Annotated in this window: 11 protein-coding genes; 7 read left to right on the top strand and 4 right to left on the bottom strand. The window is 36.4% G+C overall.

The features are described 5' to 3' along the window. Nucleotides 1-48 precede the first annotated feature (48 nt). Nucleotides 49-7,038, bottom strand: coding sequence for a LamG-like jellyroll fold domain-containing protein (locus EOD40_RS16260; RefSeq protein WP_128197337.1), 6,990 nt, complete (start codon nt 7,036-7,038; stop codon nt 49-51). Nucleotides 7,039-7,819: 781 nt separating this feature from the next. Between EOD40_RS16260 and EOD40_RS16255 the strand changes: the two genes are divergently transcribed. The 7 genes from EOD40_RS16255 to EOD40_RS16225 all read left to right on the top strand — a co-directional run bounded on the left by EOD40_RS16255 (nt 7,820) and on the right by EOD40_RS16225 (nt 18,169). Beyond that, nucleotides 7,820-9,682, top strand: a complete 1,863-nt coding sequence (locus tag EOD40_RS16255; protein WP_128197335.1) for a tetratricopeptide repeat protein — start codon at nt 7,820-7,822, stop codon at nt 9,680-9,682. A gap of 43 nt (nt 9,683-9,725) precedes the next feature. Beyond that, a complete protein-coding gene (locus EOD40_RS16250) occupies nt 9,726-11,243 on the top strand; it encodes a transglutaminase domain-containing protein (protein ID WP_128197333.1) in 1,518 nt (505 codons plus the stop codon). A gap of 119 nt (nt 11,244-11,362) precedes the next feature. Beyond that, on the top strand, nt 11,363-12,625 hold the full coding sequence (locus tag EOD40_RS16245) for a hypothetical protein (RefSeq protein WP_128197331.1): 1,263 nt from the start codon (nt 11,363-11,365) through the stop codon (nt 12,623-12,625). A 57-nt stretch (nt 12,626-12,682) separates the two neighbouring features. Then, entirely contained in the window at nt 12,683-13,963 is a 1,281-nt protein-coding gene (locus EOD40_RS16240) for a hypothetical protein (protein ID WP_128197329.1), read from the top strand. A gap of 370 nt (nt 13,964-14,333) precedes the next feature. After that, the gene (locus EOD40_RS16235) at nt 14,334-15,878 is read left to right on the top strand and encodes a T9SS type A sorting domain-containing protein (protein ID WP_128197327.1); all 1,545 of its coding nucleotides are present in this window, start codon (nt 14,334-14,336) and stop codon (nt 15,876-15,878) included. Between the two features lie 5 nt (nt 15,879-15,883). Next, nucleotides 15,884-17,308 (top strand): hypothetical protein, encoded by a 1,425-nt coding sequence (locus EOD40_RS16230; RefSeq protein WP_128197325.1) that lies wholly within the window; start codon nt 15,884-15,886, stop codon nt 17,306-17,308. A gap of 33 nt (nt 17,309-17,341) precedes the next feature. Next, entirely contained in the window at nt 17,342-18,169 is an 828-nt protein-coding gene (locus EOD40_RS16225) for a hypothetical protein (RefSeq protein ID WP_128197324.1), read from the top strand. 701 nt (nt 18,170-18,870) lie between these two features. Here EOD40_RS16225 and EOD40_RS16220 read toward each other — a convergent pair. From EOD40_RS16220 to EOD40_RS16210, 3 genes are all read right to left on the bottom strand, one after another. Then, nucleotides 18,871-21,165, bottom strand: coding sequence for a heparinase II/III domain-containing protein (locus EOD40_RS16220; RefSeq protein ID WP_128197322.1), 2,295 nt, complete (start codon nt 21,163-21,165; stop codon nt 18,871-18,873). A 10-nt stretch (nt 21,166-21,175) separates the two neighbouring features. After that, the gene (locus tag EOD40_RS16215; protein WP_128197320.1) at nt 21,176-22,576 is read right to left on the bottom strand and encodes a glycosyl hydrolase family 28 protein; all 1,401 of its coding nucleotides are present in this window, start codon (nt 22,574-22,576) and stop codon (nt 21,176-21,178) included. A gap of 193 nt (nt 22,577-22,769) precedes the next feature. Beyond that, on the bottom strand, nt 22,770-23,056 hold a 287-nt coding region (locus tag EOD40_RS16210), incomplete at its 5' end, for a discoidin domain-containing protein (protein WP_164905497.1).

The raw sequence follows: 23,056 nt of genomic DNA, 5'->3' as shown, positions 1-23,056 counted from the left end.
ATTATCATGCTCTTGAAACGGCTTTTGTTTAAGGTAATGCTGAGTTTATTATTTTATAAAAACTTTAGCAGAATATTGATTATTCAAAATTAAGATATAAATACCATTAACTAGAGGCTGATTTAAAACCACATCGATAGTGCCAGTATTATTTTTAATTGATTTTAAGTAAACAGTTCGTCCTGCAAAATCAACTAATTTTACTTGTACTTCTTTTCCAATTAATTCAGTATTGGTTGCAATAGAAAATCGATTATTCACCACGGGGTTAGGATAAATAACAGTATTTTTTATTATCACATCATTGTTTGTTGATAAGTCATCTTTAATAGTGTTATTGTCCTTTTTTTGAGTAAGCTGATTTTGTTCTGCAACTATTTCTGTTGCACTTAATGCCCTACTATATATTTTAAATTTATCAATAGATCCTTTAAACATATTGTCATTAAACTGTGATTTTCCCAGATAATTCAAGTTAGTACTACCAATAGTTGATGGCTTAATAGTAACACCAGTATTAGAAGCAACGGCAGTTCCATTGATATACAAAGTACAAGTATTTCCGGATTGTGTAATGGCAAAATGCGTCCAGGTATTCAACGGCAGAGTATAAGTAAAGCTAACCTGTTGCTCCGATCCTCCATTCTTAATGGCATAACGCATAATATTAGCAGTTCCGGCCTGAATGGTTAAAAACATATATTTACTCGTTCCTGTACCAAAGTCAAATACCCTCATCCAGTTAGCTTTAACATCCATTCTTACCCATGTGGATATGGTAAAGTCGTTTAGCGTACTTACAATACCGGTTGGCAAAGTGGCATAAGAGGTTGAAGTGCCGTCCAGCTTAAGCGCTGTGCCCGAAAGGCCGGCATCTCGGGTTGCTGTTGCCTGTAAAGTAGCATGGCTTGCTCCCCAACTGTCAATAGCTCTCGTTCCACTTGCCTCATCAAATTTCAGGTAAGTAATTTGCCCGGTATTGGGTGTTGCTGTTACTTCCGCACTATTAGGGTTTTCGCCAAGCGAATTGTTGACAGAAATTACATAGTAATACGTACTTCCATTACTTACATTGGTATCCGTAAATGTGGTACCGGAAGTGGTTCCGATGCTTGTATAAGTTCCACCTGAAGTAGTGGAGCGTTTAATATTGTAACTGAAATTCTGGATAGCATCCCATTCAATGATATTTTTAGCATCACCTGAAGCAACTATAAGATTGTTTACAATAGTATATACTGTCACAGTAATATTTTGTGAACCAGAAATGCTGCCGTTGGAAGAGGTTAAAGCCACAGAAAAAGTACCATATTCAGTAGGAATACCAGATATTACACCAGTACTGGTATTTAAACTTAAACCGGCAGGCAGTCCAGTTGCCGTTAAATTATTTAATGATGAATTATTGGTAATGGTATAGGTAAACGGAGTGCCCATTACAGCAGTCGGTGCAGTATTATTGGTGATGACAACCGCTAAAACCTGTGTTTGTGATGGAGCTGCTGCATAAGTATTATTTCCGGCTTGCGAAGCAGTAATTGTTGCAGTTCCGGTGCCAAGAATATGAATTTTACCATTTACTATACTTGCGACTGATCCATTGGAACTGGTGTAGTTTACTGTAAGGCCTGAAGAAGCGGTAGCTAAAGGATCAAAATCGGCATCTCCAAGTAGTTTGGTTTCAATTGCGGCAAAATTAATTGTTTGTGATTGTTTAACAACCGTTAAAACCTGTGTTTGTGATGGAGCTGCTGCATAAATATTATCCCCAGCCTGTGTAGCAGTAATAGTTGCAGTTCCGGCAGCAAGGATATGAATGTTACCATTAACGATACTTGCAACGGATTCATCCGAACTCGTGTATATTACCGCAAGGCCTGAAGAAGCGGTAGCAGAAGGATTAAAATCTGCGTCTCCAATTGTTTTCGTTCCAATTGCGGCAAAACTAATTGTCTGCGCTTGTTTAACAACCGTTAAAACTTGCGTTTGTGATGGGGCTGCTGCGTAAACATTATCTCCAGCCTGCGAAGCAGTAATAGTTGCAGTTCCGGCAGCAAGAATATGAACTTTACCATTAACGATGCTTGCAACGGATTCATCCGAACTGCTGTAGGCTACTGCAAGGCCTGAAGAAGCGGTAGCAGAAGGATCAAAATCTGCGTCTCCAATTGTTTTCGTTCCAATTGCGGCAAAACTAATAGTTTGATCTTTCTTAACAATTGTTAAAACTTGTGTTTGTGATGGGGCTTGCCAGTAAATTTCATTTCCATCCTGTGTAGCAGTAATGGTTGCAGTTCCGGCAGCTAGAATATGAACCTTACCATTAACGATGCTTGCAACCGACTCATTCGAACTGCTGTAGGTTACCGGAAGAGCTGAAGAAACGGTAGCAGGTTCAAAATCAGCATCTCCCATTGCTTTTTGTGCAGTAGCAGCCAAAGTTATGGTTTGGCTTAAGTGACTAGCAGCAATTTCAGATGCACTTAAAGCCCTGTTGAAGATCTTAAACTCATCAATAGAACCTTTAAACAAAGGATCGCTAAACTGCGATTTACCCAGATAATTTAAAGTAGTGCTTCCTATCGTAGAAGGCTTGATAGTTACGCCGGTATTGGTAGCAACTAAAGCCCCATTAATATACATACTACAGGTATTTCCAGATTGGGTAATAGCAAAATGCGTCCAGGTATTCAATGGCAGGGTATAAGTAAAGCTCAGCTGTTGCTCTGATCCTCCATTTTTAATAGCATAACGCATCACATTGGCGCCTCCTGCCTGGATGGATAAAAACATATACTTGCTGGTGCCGGTACCGAAGTCGAATACCCGCATCCAGTTAGATTTAACATCCATTTTTACCCAGGTAGATATGGTAAAGTCGGTTAGCGTACTTACAATACCTGTTGGCAAGGTAGCATAAGAGGTAGAAGTACCATCCAGCTTAAGCGCAGATCCTCCACGACCGGTATCACGCGTTGCTGTTGCCTGCAAAGTAGCGTGATTAGTTCCCCAGGTGTCTGTTGCCTGAGTTCCGCTTGCCTCATTAAATTTATAGTAGGTTTGGCCTATGGCACGTGCGTCCATTAAAACCACATCGTTTCCATCACCTCCTACATAGGTAATGATGAAGCTATAACCGCCTACTGTAATCGAAGCCCATTCTGGTAAGCCATTAAATGTTCCAGTTATTGCTCCTGTTCCTGTATTGTTAATTATGGTATAATAGGTTCCGAAAGGCAAGGTTCCGGCAATGCTAATTGGAGTTAAAAGAGGACTGTTTGTTAGAGTTACACTCGTGGCTTTAATTTGATCTCCAATAGCTGTACCCAAATTTATTTCTGGGGTATAAGTAGCATCTGCTTTTAATGTAAGAGCACCAACACTTAAGGTACCAATGGTTAAAAAACCGGGTTCTAATATGGCACCTGCACCGCTACCAGTTCCAAGAGTTGCCGAAGCCTGAGTTAAACCGAAGCCTCCCAAAGCACCTTCTTCTACAATTATTGGACTAATAAAAACGCCACTGGTTCCATTATTGTTTATTAACAATTTTCCTTTTTTCACGGTAGTAGTTCCGCTGTAGGCTTGATTTCCCCACATTTCTAAAGTACCTGTACCTACCTTTTCAACGGTCAGATTGGTGCCATTACCGTTAATGGTTCCGCCATAGCTGGAATACGTATTCAGGGCACCAATGCTGATAACTGGTGCACCGCCCCCGTCAGCACGAATATAACCACGTCCGTTAAGGGCACCAAAATTTAATGTCCCGCTTGCAAAGCCTATACCTTGGCAATCAATCCCATTGGCATCTAATAACCAGGTTGCCTTTGCACTTCCGGAATTGGGAATTCCAAAGCGTATCCTTTGTTTACCACTTCTCAATTTAGAGATGAAAGTTCCTGTAAATTCGCTGTTGTCGCCCAAGAGATTAAGGCCGGCATAATCATTTCCGTCATGTTCTACGGTTCCACTACCTAATAATTTTCCACGAAGCGTTATGGAATTAACATCTTCATACATATAGCTTCTGTTTCCAAGCAGCACTTCTATGTCGTTATACAGGTTTAAATCGCCTCCGGCAGTAGCCTGTAGCGAACCTCCGTTCAAAATGATTTTACCAATTCCTAAAGGTCCGGCGGTAGGGGTGCTTGGTGTTCCAGTACCCAAGCCGGCTGCGGCAAGAATACCGCTCTTAATTATTGTATTTCCCGAATAAGAGTTATTATTTCCTATGATGTACAAATTAGATGCTCCTGATTTTGTTACTACCCCAGTGCCACTAATTCCTCCATTTAAAACTACATTATTGGTTGCTGTATTAATATTTAACGGGTCTGTTAGTATTAGGGGAGTAGTTAAAGTTTGGCTTGATGATGAGTTGTTAATCAGATCGTTCTTAAGCGTTAAAGAATTACCTGAAATAGTATAGGCATTTGCATCTGATGCAAATTGAATTCTTGAAGCTACCAAACCGTTGATATCGTTCACTACAATTGAATCGCTGGTTGCGCCCAGTGTCAAAATTGCCGGGTTTACCGGGAGGGCATTTTCAAGCCAGTTGGCAGCCAAATTCAGATTCGTGCTAACTGGAGTAGGATTCCAGGTTCTGGTACTGGCTCCGGGTACGCCAAATGCTTCGGTTGAATTAGCGCTTTCAAGGGTATTACCCATAGAAGATACTACATAATAATAAGGACTTCCACTGCTAACGTTGGTATCTGTATAACTGGTAGTTGAAACAGTTGCCAAGGTTGTGTATGGGCCTCCGCTTACGGTTCCTCGTTTTACTTTATAGGTAACTGCCCCAGAAGCTGTATTCCAGCTCAAACCAATTGAGTTACTATTATTAACTACAATAGGCATAGATGGCACGGCAGGTGGTACCGAGGCGGAAACTACATTGGAGTTACCACTTTCTAAAGTTCCTGCCAGGGCAGTTACCACATAGTAATTGCTAACCTCTGGCTGTGGACTTGCATCAATAAACGATGTTCCGATGATGCCTGTTTGTATAGCAGTAAATGGACCGCTGGAAGAAAGGGATCTTTTAACCGTGTAGCTGCTGGCGTTAGTTACCGCAGGCCATGAAATACTGATACGGGTAACGTTATTTACAGCCGCAGTTACTCCTGACGGAGCTGCAGGAGCTGTGTTGTTGTTTATATTTAAAATCAAAGTGGCTGTGCCTGTTCCGCTGGCATTAGTAGTACCCAAAGTAACCACTGATTGCCCTATTGCCGTTGGAGTGCCGGAAATAACCCCGGTAGACGTATTGATGCTTAATCCTGCAGGCAATCCGCTGGCACTGTAAGAAGATGGACTGGCACTGGCAATGATGCTATAACTGAAAGACGCACCTAGGGTAGCTGTAGTCGTGGTAGCACTGCTAATCTCTGGTGATCCCGTTGGGGCAGTTTGACTATAGGCTACATTACTAAATGTTGCAGTATTCTGCGCCGATGTATTATTAGAGATGGTATAAAACCCTGCATACAAATTAGTTGGGAAACCAGTGGCAGAATACCAGCAACTAAGATTAGTCCAATTTATACCATCCTGCGAATGATAGGTGAATATGCGGGTGCCTACACGTTCAATTTTTAACCACCAGGGGGCTTTGGGCTGCCAATGCTTACCGACTCCGCCGTTAGCGCCAAGATAAATATCCCAGAATGCAGAACCGGGCGCTAGAGATTCGCGTAACATGACTCCAGAACCTCCGGTAGTTAGCGACATATTATCCACTTTTACTACCAGACCGGTATCACCACTAACTTTTTTGAAATTAAAACTAAAAGCAGTACTGGTAGAAGTTCCAGCACCTTTAAGAGTCCAAATCCCATTACTGCATGAAGCGCTGCCTGCCAGTCCGGTATTGCCGATATCTATATTGGTCAAGTTGCTCACTGGTTGCACATGATCGGCAGGATAATACACGGGAGACAAACTAACTGCGGTAGAAGTATCCGAGGATTTTAGATACAAGAAATCACCACCGGCACCGCCCAAAGCAGCCCTCATCCTGTCGGTTTGAGGGGTTGCTATTCCTTTACGCACATTATAGGCACTGTAGATAAGATTGGTCATGTCTCCAGCTCTAGCTCCGGGCTGAATTCCCCAATTAGTCCAATAACTGGCATAACCTCCAAAGGGAACATAGGTCATTGTAGCTCCGTCAAAGGCATATTTATGATACAGTTCTCCGATAGCCAATACTCGATTGTCCAATTCGGCAAACATGTCTACATTTTGTTTGTAGGCAACTTCTGCACCCCAGGCCAGAGCTGCAGCCTGCACACGCCAGTGGTCATCACGGCCTGTGTCTCCAACTTCACCGTTAGGCAGTGAGTTACGCATACCTCCACCAGCGTCCATTCTGTAAACTTCAATGGCTTGATTAAATTTGGTAACATCGTTGCAAAATATGGCTGCGCCAAGCGCGATTTTAAGTTGAAGAGCTCCTTTGTTCTGGTCGCGTAATGGATAAGGTACCCAGGAAGTAGGGAATAACACCTGAGAAAAATAGTTTTCTACATGGTCTGTATTTGCCTGAGTCCAGCCGGGATAAGTATATCTTAGTATTTCGGCACCTGTGGCCCAGTATTGGGCATAGTCTCCAATGTCCAGCATGGATTCGTTACCTTCCCATACAGTATTGGTTACAGCCCATCCATCAAGTATGCTGGTTGCTTTTTGGGCATAAGCAGTATCACCGGTAAACCACCACATAAATGCTAGGTTATGTATAGCAAGCATATCGCTTTTCCATTGTTCATTGTTCAGGTTTGGAGCACGGCTTACGGTTGCCTGTGGTGTACCAGGAGTGTAACTTAGTTTGGAATGGCTGTCATTCTTAAATGCATTGTAAGCCGAAAGCCAGGGCTCTTGGGTAATGTTCGCTTTCAACTGATTCAAATCAGCCAGGGTAAAAGGGATACCCGGATGTACGAATGTTTGTTGTGCTAAAATCCGCTGGGTAAATCCGAGAATCAGCAACAAAGTTCCAAAAATAAAAATGGAGTAGGTTTTTTTCATTTAAATATGGTTTTGAGGTTAAATACAATTTGTCGTTATAGTATGTCTTTCTTTAAAATTGGTTCTTTTTTTTATTTTAAGAAACTATATATCAATACTATATTGAATTCAAACAAAAATATTGTATTAAAATGACCTAACTGTTCTGAACCATACTGATGTAATTGTGTTTTTTGTTGTTTTTTAATAATAAAAAAACGCTTAATGTAATTTTAAGTGTAATTTATTGTTAATTTTTTAAGTGAATATGAAATTGAGAGCTATTGTTTTAATACTGATTTAGCTAAAGGAAAAGACAATCTTCAAAAAAAGTTACCTGATTTGAAGTCTTATTTTATGAAAATTAGAATCAGTACAAAAAAACAGGAAATCATCTCGATTTCCTGTTTTTTAACTAACGATTAGTTACTCCTTATTAGGTTGTTTATAAATTTTATTTAATAGTTTTAGTTGGTATGTTCCTGACGGATTATTTTTCCGTTTTTTGATTCTTTTACTGAAAACCTGTGTAGTTCGTTTTTTACATTCCAGATTTTGAATAACAATTCTCAATTCCAGAAAGAGCTCACTAAACCTAAAACTAAGAATCAGATTAAATTACATATTTTTCTTATTTATTTAATTGTATAACTAGTTGTTAAATAGTGTTTTGTGTGTTTTTATCTGTTTAAAGTGTGTTTTTAACAAACAGTTCAGAACAGTTGTGCTGAAATAAAATTATAATTTGCTAACAGTTTAAAAATCCTGTTAAATTTTAATCATAACAAGCAAATTGAAAATAATGTTCAAAACAACTATTCTATTGTCCAATTTATCAAGGATTTTACTTGTCATTATCATTATAGCAGGACTAGTCAATACCGAATATTTTTATAGTTCCACTTCTGCCGCTTATTATGGGTTCTGTATAACTGTTTTGTTTTTTGCAATTACTCCATATCATTTTCAAATAACTAATAATCGGACTGTTACATTTAAAATACCTCTTCTTTTATTTGGATTATGCTGTTTCTATGTCCTAATACATTATTTCACCAATACTGGAACACTCGTTTTTACGATTTATAGTGTTGCTCTTTATTTTTTGCTTCTTAAAGCAACCACACTTTTTAGTTCTCCAAACTTCAAATTCAAACTATTTTTTGTCAGCATTGCTGGAATTGCAATGGGGGAATCAATGTATTGCATTGGACAGTTTTTTGGAGGATTCAAAAGTCAAAGCAAACTCTTTGCTGTTACAGGTAGTTGGAATAATCCTAATGTTACTGCCATCTTTTTAGCCTTGACAGTTCCTGTGTTCTTGAATTTATTTCAGGATAAATACAAAAAAATAGTACTGACTGGTTTTCTTTCTGTGCTAATCTCCTTATTATTACTCAAATGCAGAGCCGCTTTTATTGGCACTGTTTTATCAATCATTGTTTTCTATGGTTTAGAATATCAATTTATTAATTGGGTCAAAAACAAGAAAAACAACACTTCCGCTAAAGCATTACTGATTCTGGGTTTGTTGATTATTATTCCATTAAGTTCCCAATTGTATAACGCCAAAAAAGATTCGGCTGATGGGAGAAAATTTATTTGGAAGGTATCTGCAATTATGGCATTTGAAAGACCGGTAACAGGTTATGGCTATGGCTCTTTTGAAAAAGAATACAATTTATACCAGGCCAATTATATTCAAAATGATAAAGCAACTGCCGAAGAAGTAGCCAATGCAGGTCCTGTAATTATGCCTCATAATGAGTTAATTCAAAATGTAGTCGAAGGGGGAATTATTGGTTTAATATTGATTTCACTTTTTTTTGGTTCGCTTCTTTTTGCTGTAAAGCAAAAAAACAGAACAGAACAAAAAAAACTGAATACTGAAGCTGTTTCTCAAGCAAAAAACAGTGTATTCCATTTAGCTTATGCAGGAGTTGTATCTTTTATAGGGATGTCGATGGTTAATTCTACCATTCAGATTGTGCCTATAATGTGTTTGTTAATCATTTATGCCGCTATTGTTTGCAGCACATTAAACCCGATAGAAATTCCCCGATTCCTTTCATTTGTCAGAAGAAGCAAAGCCTTTTCTATTGCTTCTAAAACTGTAATTATTGCTATTAGTGTGTATTTGTTATACCTGCTTTTAGGAATGGCTACGGCAGACAGAAAAAACAAAGAAGCAAAACTCCTAAAAGAAGCTGGACATTATGAGCAATCCCTTCAAATTATGCCTGATTTAGAACCCTATCTAAAAGAAGACAGCCATTATTGGGATAACTATGGTCATATCTACTTTAAAGCACAAAAATTTCAAGAAGCAATAATTTGTTTCAAAAAGGCAAAGGCATTGAGCACCTTACCAGAATTTTATATGGGAGCAGGAATTTGTTATGAAAAACTACATCAATATCCAAAAGTAATTCAACAATACGAAACATTGATTGCCTTATATCCTTCCAAATTTTTATATCGGATGCTGTTACTGGAAACTTATTTTAAGAATAAAAACTTCTCTAAAGCTATTTTTCTGGCTCAGGAAATTATCCAAATGAAACCAAAAATTCCATCTGAAAAAGTGGAACGATATAAAAACATCTGTCGGGGTTTGCTGAAGGAACTTAGCTCACAAAAAACAAACAACCAACAATTTCAATGATCATAACAAATTCAATCTTCAATTTTTTAAATATTAATAAAACATGTTACACTCCATTAAATACCTTTTTCTATTCTTTCCATTATTCCTGCAAGCTCAACATCCTGTAGCAGTAGAAGCAGCTCTGAAAAAAGCAGGTACCAATAGATCTGAACTGGAAAAAGCATTGCAGTACAGCAACAAAACCGGTGATTCCTTGAAAATAAAAGCCATGCAGTTTTTGATTGCTAATATGGATATTCACTCCTCATCCGATTATTACTGGGAAAATGTTACTGGTAAAAAAATAACCTATAACGAATTAGATTATCCTGATTTTGAACAAGCCAAAACAGCTTTTGAGGCTATCAAGGAAAAAAATCCGGGATTGAAACCCAAACCCATTATTTATAAAGATATCGAAGTGATAACAGCTGATTATTTAATACAAAATATGGAAAAAGCTTTCGTGGCCTGGCATTCTTCTGCGATAAAGAATATCTCTTTTGATGACTTTTGCGAATACATTTTGCCTTATAGGGTGAGTGAGGAGCCTTTGCAAAATTGGCGTGCAGTTTATGCTGATAAATTCAAGTGGATAAACGAACAAATTCCTTCAAAAGGATTTAAAACGGTAATGTATTCTCTCAAAGATGATTATATCTTTTGGTTTACTAATACTTGGAATGCCCCTCGTAAAGAACCCTTACCAAGACTTGGGGCTTTACAATTACTATTTAGAAAGGAGGGACCTTGCCCTGACCTTGCTGATTTGGGAGTGTTTACGCTGCGTTCTCAGGGAATACCTGCAGCAGTAAATGTAATTCCTTTTTGGGCTACATCCACAGGAGGTCACTTTATGAATAGCTTTTTTGATAATTCAATGAAAGTATTTAATTGTGATTTTGGTTCGAAATATTTTAACGAAAATTTAGAGAGAGAGCCTGCTAAAGTCCTTAGGATGACTTATTCTAAACAGCCACAAACTTTAGCCAGCTTTGAAGATAAAAACAATATTCCTGTTGGTTTTTTACAACAACAAAATTATATCGATGTAACCAAAGACTATTGGGGAACTACTGATGTAAAATGCCCATTATATACTTCAACGACTGCTTCCAAAATTGTATTTGCAACCACTTTTAACGGACTAAGCTGGAGACCTTTTTGGTGGGGAAAGGTAGAAAATGGACAGACTCTTTTTAGCTCCATTTGTAAGGGAACTGTTTTGTTGCCGCAATATTACAGTAATGGAAAATTTATCCCTGCAGGAGCTCCTGTTATTGTTGGAAATAAAAATGAAGAACCTAAGGTATTACTTCCTGATCTTACACAAACCAGAGATGTGGTAATTGCCGAAAAGGATGGATACCTGCGATTTAAATTGGGTGTAATTTATAAACTATTCTACTGGAATAACGGTTGGAAACTTATTGAAACCAGAGGAGTAACCAGTGCTGTAGAATCGATGTTATTTACCAAGGTGCCTAAAAATGCTTTACTGTTATTCCTGGCTAGTGATAGCAAAGGATTAGAACGTCCTTTTATAATAGATGATACTAATGAAAGAACCTGGTTTTAATCCCCACCCGGAAACTATCGACATGGCGAAGAGGGAGCCTAAAATGGAGAGTTGAAATGAATAAAATAAAATAAAAACTTTCAATGTCAATGTCAATAACAATATTAAATATAAAAAAGATGATTAAAACACTATTATTATGCGTTTGTCTCTGCTTAACTTATATGAGTCAGGCGCAACTAAGCCAAAACTTAAGCAAGCGATTTCCTGCACATATTGTCTATGAAGTAGAGAATGTAGTTTCAAAAATAAATTTGACCGAAGCCAAACAAATTCAAATTGCTGAAAAACTTCTGGAGAAAGATCGTTTGGCCAATACCAGCCTTATCAATGGCGAAGCTGTTTCTAAATTAAAATCCTATTATACCATTGATGCTAATTTTTTGAAACCCATTTTGTCAGCAGAAGAAATTGACGACTATAAGTATCTTATAGATAAAGACAATCGTTTTTTAGTAGCCTTAAAATTTGCTACTCAATTAAAATTAAGTAAAACTCAGATAAGTGAAATACGTAATCAAAATGACTCCTTAGGCAATGTTGCTCCCATGACGGCAAAAAAAACTTTTGGGTTTTATAACACTAAGCTCAGTAAGATTTTATCAAAAGAACAATACGTTTTTCTCCTCCAGACAATATATAAAAAGCAATCAATAGAAGATGCCCAAAAGGACTGGATAAAAATAAAACAACTCAAACTGTTAGATGAGAAAAATGAGAAAACCGAATTCACTAAAATTTTTAATTATCACGTGATTAAAAATAGTATTCTGGATGAAAAGGCCGAAAAATATGATAATAATAAGATAGAAGAAATAACAAAAAACTTAGTACTAAAAGAGCCCCCTGTTTTAATACGAGCCAATATATTTACCAATGGAATTTATAAAAACAATCGATATACTACTGTTCTCAAATTTGAAAAGGAATTAGGATTAACGAAAATTCAAATAGACAGCCTTTTGTCTAAATACATCCAAATTGAACGTGCACGTTTTGAAAATAAAGTAAGAAAATCTACCGCGACTTCTCCTACAGAATATGAAAATATTGTTCATATACTAACCAAAGAACAAGTAGAGAAATGGCTGGCATTTAAAAATCGGGAATTTTCAAATAATGATGCAAAGGCTTTATGGGAAAAATTAAAAAAAGAAGGCCTTGCCAATAATTTAGAAATGAATGCTACTGTTAAAGTTCTGGCTGCTTATCAATTGGAATATCTTATTGCCCGAGAAAGGGAAATAATCTATAATACCCACGAAGCTGCTTTGATGAAGTGGAATGTCGAAAAGAAAAGACCCGAATTATTAAAACAGCTTGATTTCATAAACCAGACTAAATCTAAAAATACAGCTGTAAAAAATGCCCTGACCTGGTAGAATCCCTTTATACCAGGTGGATAAGGTGGAGAAAAATCAATTTCAATAACTAAATTAATGATGAAAACAAAAATATTATTCCTGATAATTCTGTGTCTGCCTGTTATAAGTCAGGCACAACTAAGTCAAAACCTGAGTAAACGATTTCCTGCATACATTATTTATAAAATAGAGGATGTGGTTTCAAAAATAAATCTGACTGAAGACAAACAAATTCAAATAGGGAACAAACTTCTTGAGAAAGATCGTTTGGCCAATATTAGCCTGACCAATGGCAAGCCAGCTTCTATGTTAAAATCCTGTTATACCATTGACATTAATTTTTTGAAGCCCATTTTATCTAAGGATCAATTAGAGAGTTATGAATATGAAATGAATAAAGACAATCGTTTTTTGGCAGCTTTAAAATTTGCGAAAGAGTTAAAATTAGATGCCGCACAAATCAGTGAAATACGTAAACAAAACTTCTCTTTAGGGGAGGATTCAAAAATGTCTGCTAAAGAAACGATTTGGGTTTACGATGATAAGTTATTCCAAATCCTTTCTAAAGATCAATTTATATTACTGCACAGGATAATTTACAAAGAGCAATCGATGGAAGATGCTAAAAATGACTGGGATAAAATTATAAAACTCAAATTGGTAGCCAATGAAAATGACAAAACCGAATTTGTTAAAATTTTGATGTACCATTTTGTCAAAAATGGTTTTTTAGACAAAAAAGCAGAACGATATGATAAAGCTCAAAGAGATTTATGGACTAACAAAATAGCGCTTGAAGAACCTTTTCTTTTGATTCATGTTAATATATTATCTGATGGTAATTATGCAGACAATAAATATTCCTCGGTAATTAAATGCGAGAAAGAATTGGAACTAACTAAAAAACAGATAGATACTCTTTTGTTTAAATACAGTCAGCTTGAACGGATTAAGTTTGAAAATAAAGAGAAAGAATCTACTGCTATAGTTCCCAAAGCAGTTCCATCAGAATATGATGATGTAACCAAAATTCTTACTACAGATCAAGTAAAGAAATGGTTATTGAATAAAAACTTAAAAGAAGCTAAAAGGATTGCTTCTAGAAATTGGGAGCAACTGCAGGTAGAAGGTTTAACTACAGGTTTAGATAAAGATAAAACACTAACAGAATTATCCGTTTATCAATTGAAATACCTGGTAGCCCGGGAGAGGGGAATGATTGATCACACTCAGGATGTCATTTTTTTTGTGCGGGATGTTGAAAAGGAAAAACCCGAATTGTTAAAACAACTCGATGCCCTAATAGCTCAAAGTAAATCTAAAAACACAACCGCTAAAAGCGTCCTGACTTGGTAGAATCCCAAACCTCTCTTTACGGGCGACCAATGTCATTAAGTTAAGCTTTTTAGTTGTCACTTCGAGTGGTTTTAAATGATAATGCGAAGCTTTATTATTTGAAATTGTATCGAGAAGCCTTGTCTGTACAAGAGTTCTCAATACTGGCTTACAATTTTCTATCGCAAATTGTAAGCCAACTCGAACAGACGAAGTAAAGGGGAGGGAGACGAAACTGGAGAATTGGAATAAACAAAATCTGCTGGAATCTGATTAATCTGCGCGCCATAAACCTTTTATAAAGTAAGAAAAACCTTAGTAAAATTTACAAATACTTTGTGAGCTTTGTGGTTAAAAATCACTTAAATAATTAATCTTTAAATACAAATCAATGAAAAAAACTACACAAAAAGGGGTATGCCTATTGCTACTCCTAGGCAGCATGTTGGGCTATTCGCAAGAATCCCCAGAGGCTAAAAAGGCATTATTGACCGCCAGATTGCAACTCATAGAAGGCAGCAGCTATTATAATCCCACAGCTGCACTGGCTACTTACCAACAACAGGCAGCCGCAGGTAATGCCGAAGCCATGAATGGACTTGGCTTACTTTACAGCAAAGGAATAGGCGTGGCAGTAGATGAGCAGCAAGGGATCAACTGGCTCGAGAAAGCAGCCGAAAATGGCTATGCCAAAGCCTGGTACAATTTAGGATTATTGTATAAAGAGGGTGTTGGCGCAACCCAAAACCAGGAAAAAGCTATAGTTTGTTTCGAAAAAGCGGCAAAAGGAGGTTATGATACTGCATGGAATACCTGGGGCGGAATGGTGATGAAAGGCAAGGGAACTGCACAAAATTATCCATTAGCAATAAGCATATTCCAACAAGGAGCAGACAAAGGCAACGCTGCTTGCCTCTATTCCTTAGGCTACCTGCATTACAAAGGCTTTGGCTTCCCACAAGATTATGCCAAAGCAATTGAATTATTTGAGTTGGCTGCCGAAAAAAGAAATCCCGTGGCGATGTATATGCTCGGTTTGTGCTACCGAAACGGTTATGGTGTAGCAATAGACACAGAAAAAGCAAAATACTGGCTCAACAAATCGGCGGCATTGGGATTCAAAGATTCTGAAAAAGAATTAGCAGATCCTGAACCCGAAAACGCCAACCCTAATCAGGAAAAAACCGTTTCTATAACTATCCCTGAGGTAATTAGCATTACCGAAACTGTGGCACCTGAAACTTTCAAGAAAGTAAAACAAGCCCCGATTACTGCCAATATTTCGGGCAATTATACAGGATATTTGTTGCGTTACGACTGGAGCGGTCAGAACATCATCAGCAAAACCCCACTGCAAATAGACCTCCAGCAAGATGGCAAGCAACTCGCCGGCGAGTGGAGAGAAATCGAAGGCGACACAGCTGTCTTTACCGCCAAAATTCAGGACGATGCCATTGTGTTTCATGATTCTAAAATAAAGCGTACAGAGCATTTTTATAAAGGAAGCCTTAATACCTATGAATTTAAGGAGGCTAAACTGCAACTATTGCAAACCGAGGAATCCTTGTATCTAGTGGGCAACCTCCAACTCTTTAACATCAGGGAACGGGAGAACGAAAAGCCCATGTACCTGATTTTAGAAAAAAAACAAGCCCAAACTACCGTTACCGTTGCAAGCGAAATACTCTCTAAAGTAGTGGTGTACCCTAACCCGTTTAGCAGCAGTTTTGAATTGAGTTTTGATTTAACTGAAAGTACTAATGTTACTGCAAGTGTACACAGTCTATCAGGGCAAATGTTGTTTACAACCCAATGGAACAATCTAAATCCAGGTGCTCAAAACAAAACCATAAGCCTTAATGCTCCGTCTGGGTACTATCTCTTACACCTGACCTACGGTACCGAAGTAAAAACTTCAATTTTAATTAAAAAATAAGAACTATGAAGAAATATTATATATTAGCCTTTACGTTATTATGTTTATTGATGGGGCAAAGCAGTGTTGCGCAAGATTGGCAAGACTTGGGACTTGACGCTCAAACAACGGCCATTTTACAGCAATTTGAAGATGCTGGCGTTGAAATCAAGGCTTATACTGACACTCAAACTTACATTAATGATGTAAACAATGATAGTAATCCAAATAATGACTTTATAGATTATAATGGTGATGGTACTACAAACACAGCTGATATGACTTTACTAATAGCCATGAGTGATGCGGACCTAAATGCAACATTAGCTTTGACTACTCAACTACATGAAGTAGTTGTTTTTAATTATTATCATGATCCTATAAAATACATTTATTATAACCTTGATTATACTAATCCTTTTGTTTTGAATGATATTTGCAGTAACTACCCTGCATATTGTTATTTTCAAAATGTGCCCCTATTAGAAGGTTCTTTTTCAATCACTGATTCTAACAATCCAAATAGAACCGTTAGTAACGGACAAACACTGGTAATGGTAAATAGTGGTTCGGCAAGACAAGCAAGTATGGATATGACAACTTCTTTTGGTGGAGACGTAACATGGTCAGGTAACGGCGTTACTGGTAATAATTCGTCAGCTACTTATTCGGGTACAAATTCAACTTCTGTTATTGCATCATGTGCATCAAGCGGTATTGGAGCAACAGGAAACATTCAAATTGTGAATGAAAATAAGATTAGTTATGCTTCTAAAATTGATGGTGTAAAAACAAAAATAAATGATATGGCTGAAAACATTAAAGCTTTCGTAGAATCAAAAACAAGTGGAAGTAAGATTAGTGAAAGTTCAAAATTCTTAACTTTATCAGGAACCATAGAAAGCAAAAATGTGGATATGTATGCCGATGGCACTAAATATGGTAATGCAACGTCATTTGATTTAAAAGGAACTTTAACACAAACAATGCCTACCATAAGAATTCCAATATATTCAATTGGTGCCATAAATATGTTTGCTGAATTAAATTTAGGTTCAGCAACTGGATCCATTGATATAAAAGGGGCTTTAGATGATTCAACAGCTGCTAAAGCAGAGATTCAAGGAGGAATTGAAATAGGATTCAATGCAGTATCAGGATCAGTAATGGCTATTATAGGTGATCCTGAACATTTATGTGGTGAAGCTAAAGGATCAATCGTAGCAGAAGCTTTTAAATATAGTGGTACACTAATGACCAATACCGACTTCTCTGGTGTTCTTTTGACTCCTACCCTAAAATTGGGAAAAATTTCAGCACCTTATAGTGTGTCCGCTAAGATTAATATAGGTACTGCTAATGAAACATGTACATTTATATCAGGGACATATAAAATTTGGGAAGGAGAAGATTTTCCGTTAACGCCAGTATTACTTTACCAAAAAAGCTAAAACCTTTCAAATCTTAATTTAAATATTCACAATATGAAAAAATTAATCATAACATTATTCAATGCCCTTATTTTTCTGCCAATATTTGCTATTGGACAATCATCTTCAAATTCTATAATAATAAAATCTTATGATAAATTAGATAATATCAAAATAAACAAAGTGGTGTATTATGAAAGCCCTTATACAATGATTGCACATCAACCTATTGAAGCTAATTATTTACCTTCTTGGTATTGGGGGTATTGCGCAAACAACTATCCTTTATCCTTTAAAAATTATGTGGCAGAAGCTAATTCATTTTTACTTCCTTCTAAATCTTTATCGGAAACGAAATTAAAAGAGTATGAAATTAAATTTAAAAAATTAAAATTAGAAGATTTCCCTTTACCATACGTATATTGTTATGGAGAAATTTATTTTACAGATAAAAAAACAAAAAAACAGTATCTTGCGGTATTAGCCTATGAATTTGAAAAGGAAAGTCCTAATATGGAATTTAATAAAATTGATATACTTAAATTTGAAATTCCAAAAAATAACAGATATAAAAATAATAAAATAAAATCTGATGTTTTTGTACAAGTATATGATGCCCCCACTTTTTTTAATTATTATGTTTTAGACAAGGATGGTGTTTACAAAGTAGGTGACAATGTAGAAATTCATGAAAATATTATAAAAAATGGTAATAGTAATATCATGATTGGAGAAAATCGATTGGATCACTTCGTAGATATGTTAAAACGCTCACCAAATTATATCCGTAGTTATATTGAAAACGGAGATCGTTTTTTTGAAACCGTTAAACAAACGCCAAATGGCATCGTTGTTATAGGCAAGAAAAGAAAACAACCATAATAAAAAGCACGATTTACGAGAAACTTAAGTCGGAACTACAGGTAAGAGTTTAAAAACAGAAAACTACATCGAAAAAAGATGTGGTTTTTTGTTTTTTTAAAGATATAGATAGTTACCTATTTGTTAGTACATTTTTAATAAATGTATTTATGAACTGAGGAACAGTATCACTTACAGACTGGAAAAATGATTTCCAACAAGGTTTAGGCTATGCTTTGTAACAATATAAAACATCTGTTAAAAATGCAAAGGAAGCCAATGCCAATGCGCTGGCTACGGGATTACCCGCTACCATATACAATCCTGCAGGATTACATGACAGTACAATCAATAACGATACAAGATTGAATTTAGATAATTCAAAAAATGTAACCGCTTATGTAGTTAGAGGAGAACCTGTAGATATAGTTAATAATTATGTAGCATCTACCCCTGTAAGAGGTACAACAAACTATATTGGGTCAGGTATTGGTGCTGTCTCTCAATATGTTTTAGCAGATTTTTAGCAGGTCCATTAGGAACCACTTATACTGCATATGATCTTCACAGCATGAGTACTGTGCTATCAAACCTAGACTGTAATTTTTATTTGCATATCCAGTCTTTTCGGATAGCCTCTTTTAATATGATAAGTAAAGTTTAGGTTATAGTTTACTACTTTTTGATTTATGAGTTTTGAAATCTTTATTAAAAATCATTTTTTATTGTTTCACTACAAATTTTGAAAGTTTGGTTTCCGAATCGTAATTCATTTCTAGCTTTTTACCATTAACGATTACTGTATTAGTATTTTTAGAAGCTAATGAAATAGTTACTCCATCCTGTCCTTGAAATTGTAGACTAGGTGTTTTATCATCAAAATCAACTATGGTAAAGAATTTAGAAAGAGCATGAATTAACGGCTTCCCTTCTTTACGCAAATAACTTCCATCCGAAATAAAAAGACGTTTTATGTTTTTTGGATTACTTCTATCTGTGCCTTCTGGAAAAGTTAGTGCCATTAAATAGGAATCGGTATCCCAACCATTCATAACATTAAGACTGTTGCGATGTTTGATTCGGCCGTCAGCTAAAAGGTTTAAATAAATCTCTGTTGTTTCGCCATTTTGTGTAATGCGAACACCTAGAAAATCTTTTCCTTCAAATCGTTCAATTACAGTTAATTTGTCTTTATTGTCGTCATTTTTTAAGGTAATTGCCGAAATAAATTTGGTGCGGTTTGTTTCCTCAAAATGACTGATAGACCAATACGGTTGTTTGACATCCGGTTCATGATCTTTTAATCCCGATTTCTCTTCGAGACGCATTTTTTCAGGGAAATCATGAGGCAGTCCACCATCAGGAAATGTTTCTGGGTATAACGAACGAACGAGAACTTCTGCATTATCTTCTTTGATAGATAAATCCAATCCGCTGCGTTTTGAAACACCATTGTAATGCAATAACCATTCGAATTTTCCAGAGTTATAAGATTCTAAATCGTCTAATACAAGAATGACATCACCCACCCATAAAAAGTGACGGAAGTTACGGGAAAACCATTGGGAAGTAGGTCCCGTAGCATCAGAAAAAATGTATTTCATTTTGTCAGTTTCAAGCAAATTATAAAGGTGTCCTTCATTTTTTACTCCAAAATAAGCGTCTTTTTTACTTTGGGCTTTTCCGTTAAAAAGAGCTACATTGTGCGCTTCACTTTGACAGTAATATTCGCTGTATTCAGGTCGTCCGTAAGAAGAATTCCCAGAGTCAATGATTAGGTATTTTCCTTTGTGGAATAAGATAAACGAACCCGCATCAGCATGGGCATGATTCCAGGTAAAACCACTTTTTACAGCTAACATAGTGGCATTGTCGCTCCATGAATCACGCAAAGTAGCCCAACCAAGATCAGAAAAAAGTTTTGATTCCTTTAAGTCCGGAGATTTGATGTTTTTATAATCGGTTAAATCCGGATTTAAAATTAAACCTTGCGGGCTTCCAAGTTCCAATCCTTCTTTATCAGAACCGCTCATCGTTTTTTGTAAATACCAGGCATAATTATCTTTATGATACCCTAAATTCCAAAGTAAGAGAACACAGGCATTTCCGTTTCGTTTTGTACTACCATCCCCAAAGTTAACAGATAAAGGACCTGTGGCAGTGTAGTAAGTGGTATGAATGAAAAAATCAGCCATTTTTTCCATAACTGATATTTCGGGTTGTTTCATTTCGGGTAAAACATTTTGAAAAGCATAACGGAAAAGTAAATATTGGGAAAATCCAAAGTTGGCATAGTTGATACTTTCGTAAAAACCACCATCGCGACCAAAAGTCAGAGGTTTGTTCTCCATCACATTTCCGGAAAAATTAATCCATTCGGTTGCCGTTGCTGAAATTTCGTTTGCCCATTTTTTAGCCTCTGGTATTTCATGGATTACTGCCAGTGCAGCAAATCCAGCCATATCTACACAAGCACTCCACCAATTGTGCCCCATGGTATCAAAGGTATGGATGTTGCTTTCCGGATTAAGCCAGTCATCCATAGCCGGTTTGATTCCTAATTTGACGATACCCTGAGCAATTTGTTTTCTTTCAGCTGGGGTCAAGTAATTATAAGCACAGTCAAAACCAATAGCCATATAGAAACTCGTGTGGGCTGTTCCTAAACCGCCTTTCCAGGCAGGAGTACGTTGTAGTAATTCTTTTCCTTCCCAGGTTTTTTGTCCTATGGCATTTAACAAAGTGCTTTTAATTCTTTCGGCAAAACGTCTGTCATTTGTCATTCGATAAGCTAATCCTAATTCTTGTAAATCGGGAGTTCCGGATTGCTCTTTTTTTAATAAGTCTTCTGCTTTTTGTAATTGGTTTTCCCAAGCTTTTTCTACGTCCTGATTCTTTTTTATTTGTTCTTTCAAGCGCAAAATATTGGCATCAGTATGTAATAAATAGTTATGCTGTTGCGCAGCAATACTATTATAGAAGAAACAGAAAAGGATTAAGAATGATATTTTCTTCATTTTTATTGGATTATTTTTTTGTAAATTTTATATCCTCTGAAAAATCTCTAATTTGGATATTAGCTTCATTGCTATTTTGAATCAATTTTCCATTGATTTTTAGATTCTCAATTTGAATCCCTTTTATAGGACGTTCTTTATTGTAACCACTAATTACAGATGGGTTGGCTGAATTACCGTTGTATTGGATGTTTTTTAATAACAGGTTTTCTATTCCTTTGCCCGGTGCGCCACTATATTTTTCGTTGAAATACACTCTGAAATTGAAGAGTTGCCCTTCTTGAATATCTTCGATTCTGATATTCTCATAAGTAACGTTGCGAACTAAATTGTTGTCGCTGGCGCTGATAGCTAAGCATCCTTGGTAATTAAGGTCGTCTTCATCCTGTTCCAGAATGTCAATATTGCTGAAAGTGATGTTTTCTATAAGATCACCTCCAGCTTCGGCGTTACCATGTAAGCCAATATTAGTAGGATGTGCAATATCAGCCCAAAGAGTAGAATTTTTAATCTGGTAATTCTGGGCATTGCCGTAAAACTCCCATCGATGTCCATAGATAGCAATGCAGTCATCTGAATTACGCATGAAAACATCATCTATAAGCACATCGGAACAGGACATCAAATCAATACCGTCACTCCAACCTTTACAGCTGAATGATTTAATATTGCGAATAGTCAGATTGTTAGTTTGTCCTCCATAGATGGTATAATGACTCGAATTGATGAAAATTGGACCATCAATGCTTATATTTTTAGAATGACGGATTTCAACACCTCTTTCCGGTTGGAAAATAATACCATGTCCAATGATTTTTATATCCTGTGCATGGTCTATCATTAATTTAGCTTTGATAACGGCACCGCCGTCAATATAAACTGTTTTACCCGAAGGAATATGAAAAACATCTCCCGGTAAATCTTTAGGTTGATGAACCCCAGGGCCAAAATAAATTACGTTGGGATCTTTTGGATCTGGTTTTCCTTTTAGGATTGGATTGGCAAAAAGATGTAAATTATGCAATTTGTCACCATCTATTTCTAATGATAGTTTGCGTGGTTGATCCAATGTAAAAGTGATTACATTTCCATTTACTTCAGGAGAAATTTTATAGGATAATGGTCTGATTTGAGCTTTGTTTATATTTCCATTATTTTTTCGCACTGCAACTTCCACTTTCCCTGAAAAGTCGAAGGAAACCATCGACGCATTTTGCACATTGTCTAAATCTACCTGAACGTTATATTCAAATAAATCCATCCATTCACCGCCGGGTTTTCGAACCTTTACGGTAAAATCATCGTTGTGTGCTGTATATTTTACGCCAGTCGGAGCCTCGTAAGTAATTAATTCTTGAGCAAGTAATACGGGAGTTATTAAAAATAATTTTATTAGGAAAAAGTACTTCATATTAGTTGTGATGTTTGTTGTCATACTTAACGCAATGCGTTTTAAATTTAGTGGTTTTTTTATTACAAAGAAAAAAGTTTTTGTACAGTTTGTTTAAATTGTATTTATTTCTATTTAAAGTTTTTACCAGGAGTTTGTTTAATACAAAATCATGTTAGTTGACTATTTTTTTAATTTGAATCAATATTATTTGTTAATTAATTGAAAACAAATTCGGTTTAATATAAAAACGATAGGATTTTACATTACCATTAGTGCTTTTATCGGTGCGGGGTAAATATCTAAAACCTTTAATTTTCACATTATCATCCATATTTACCACTAGCTGATGCGGATGTGGCGTTTTTGAAACTGTCCAGGCAGTTGACCAAAAAGTAGATTCCTGCTGGTCGAATATTTTTTCAGCCGAATAATTTCCTACCGAAACCTCTTCACTATCTGCATATGCAATTTTCCATTTGGAACGGTTTACCGCCAAAC

The organism is Flavobacterium sufflavum (assembly GCF_004016525.1).
Lineage (GTDB): Bacteria > Bacteroidota > Bacteroidia > Flavobacteriales > Flavobacteriaceae > Flavobacterium > Flavobacterium sufflavum.
The sequence above is the reverse complement of the archived record's forward strand: the minus strand, read 5'-3'. Positions and strand labels throughout refer to the sequence as shown.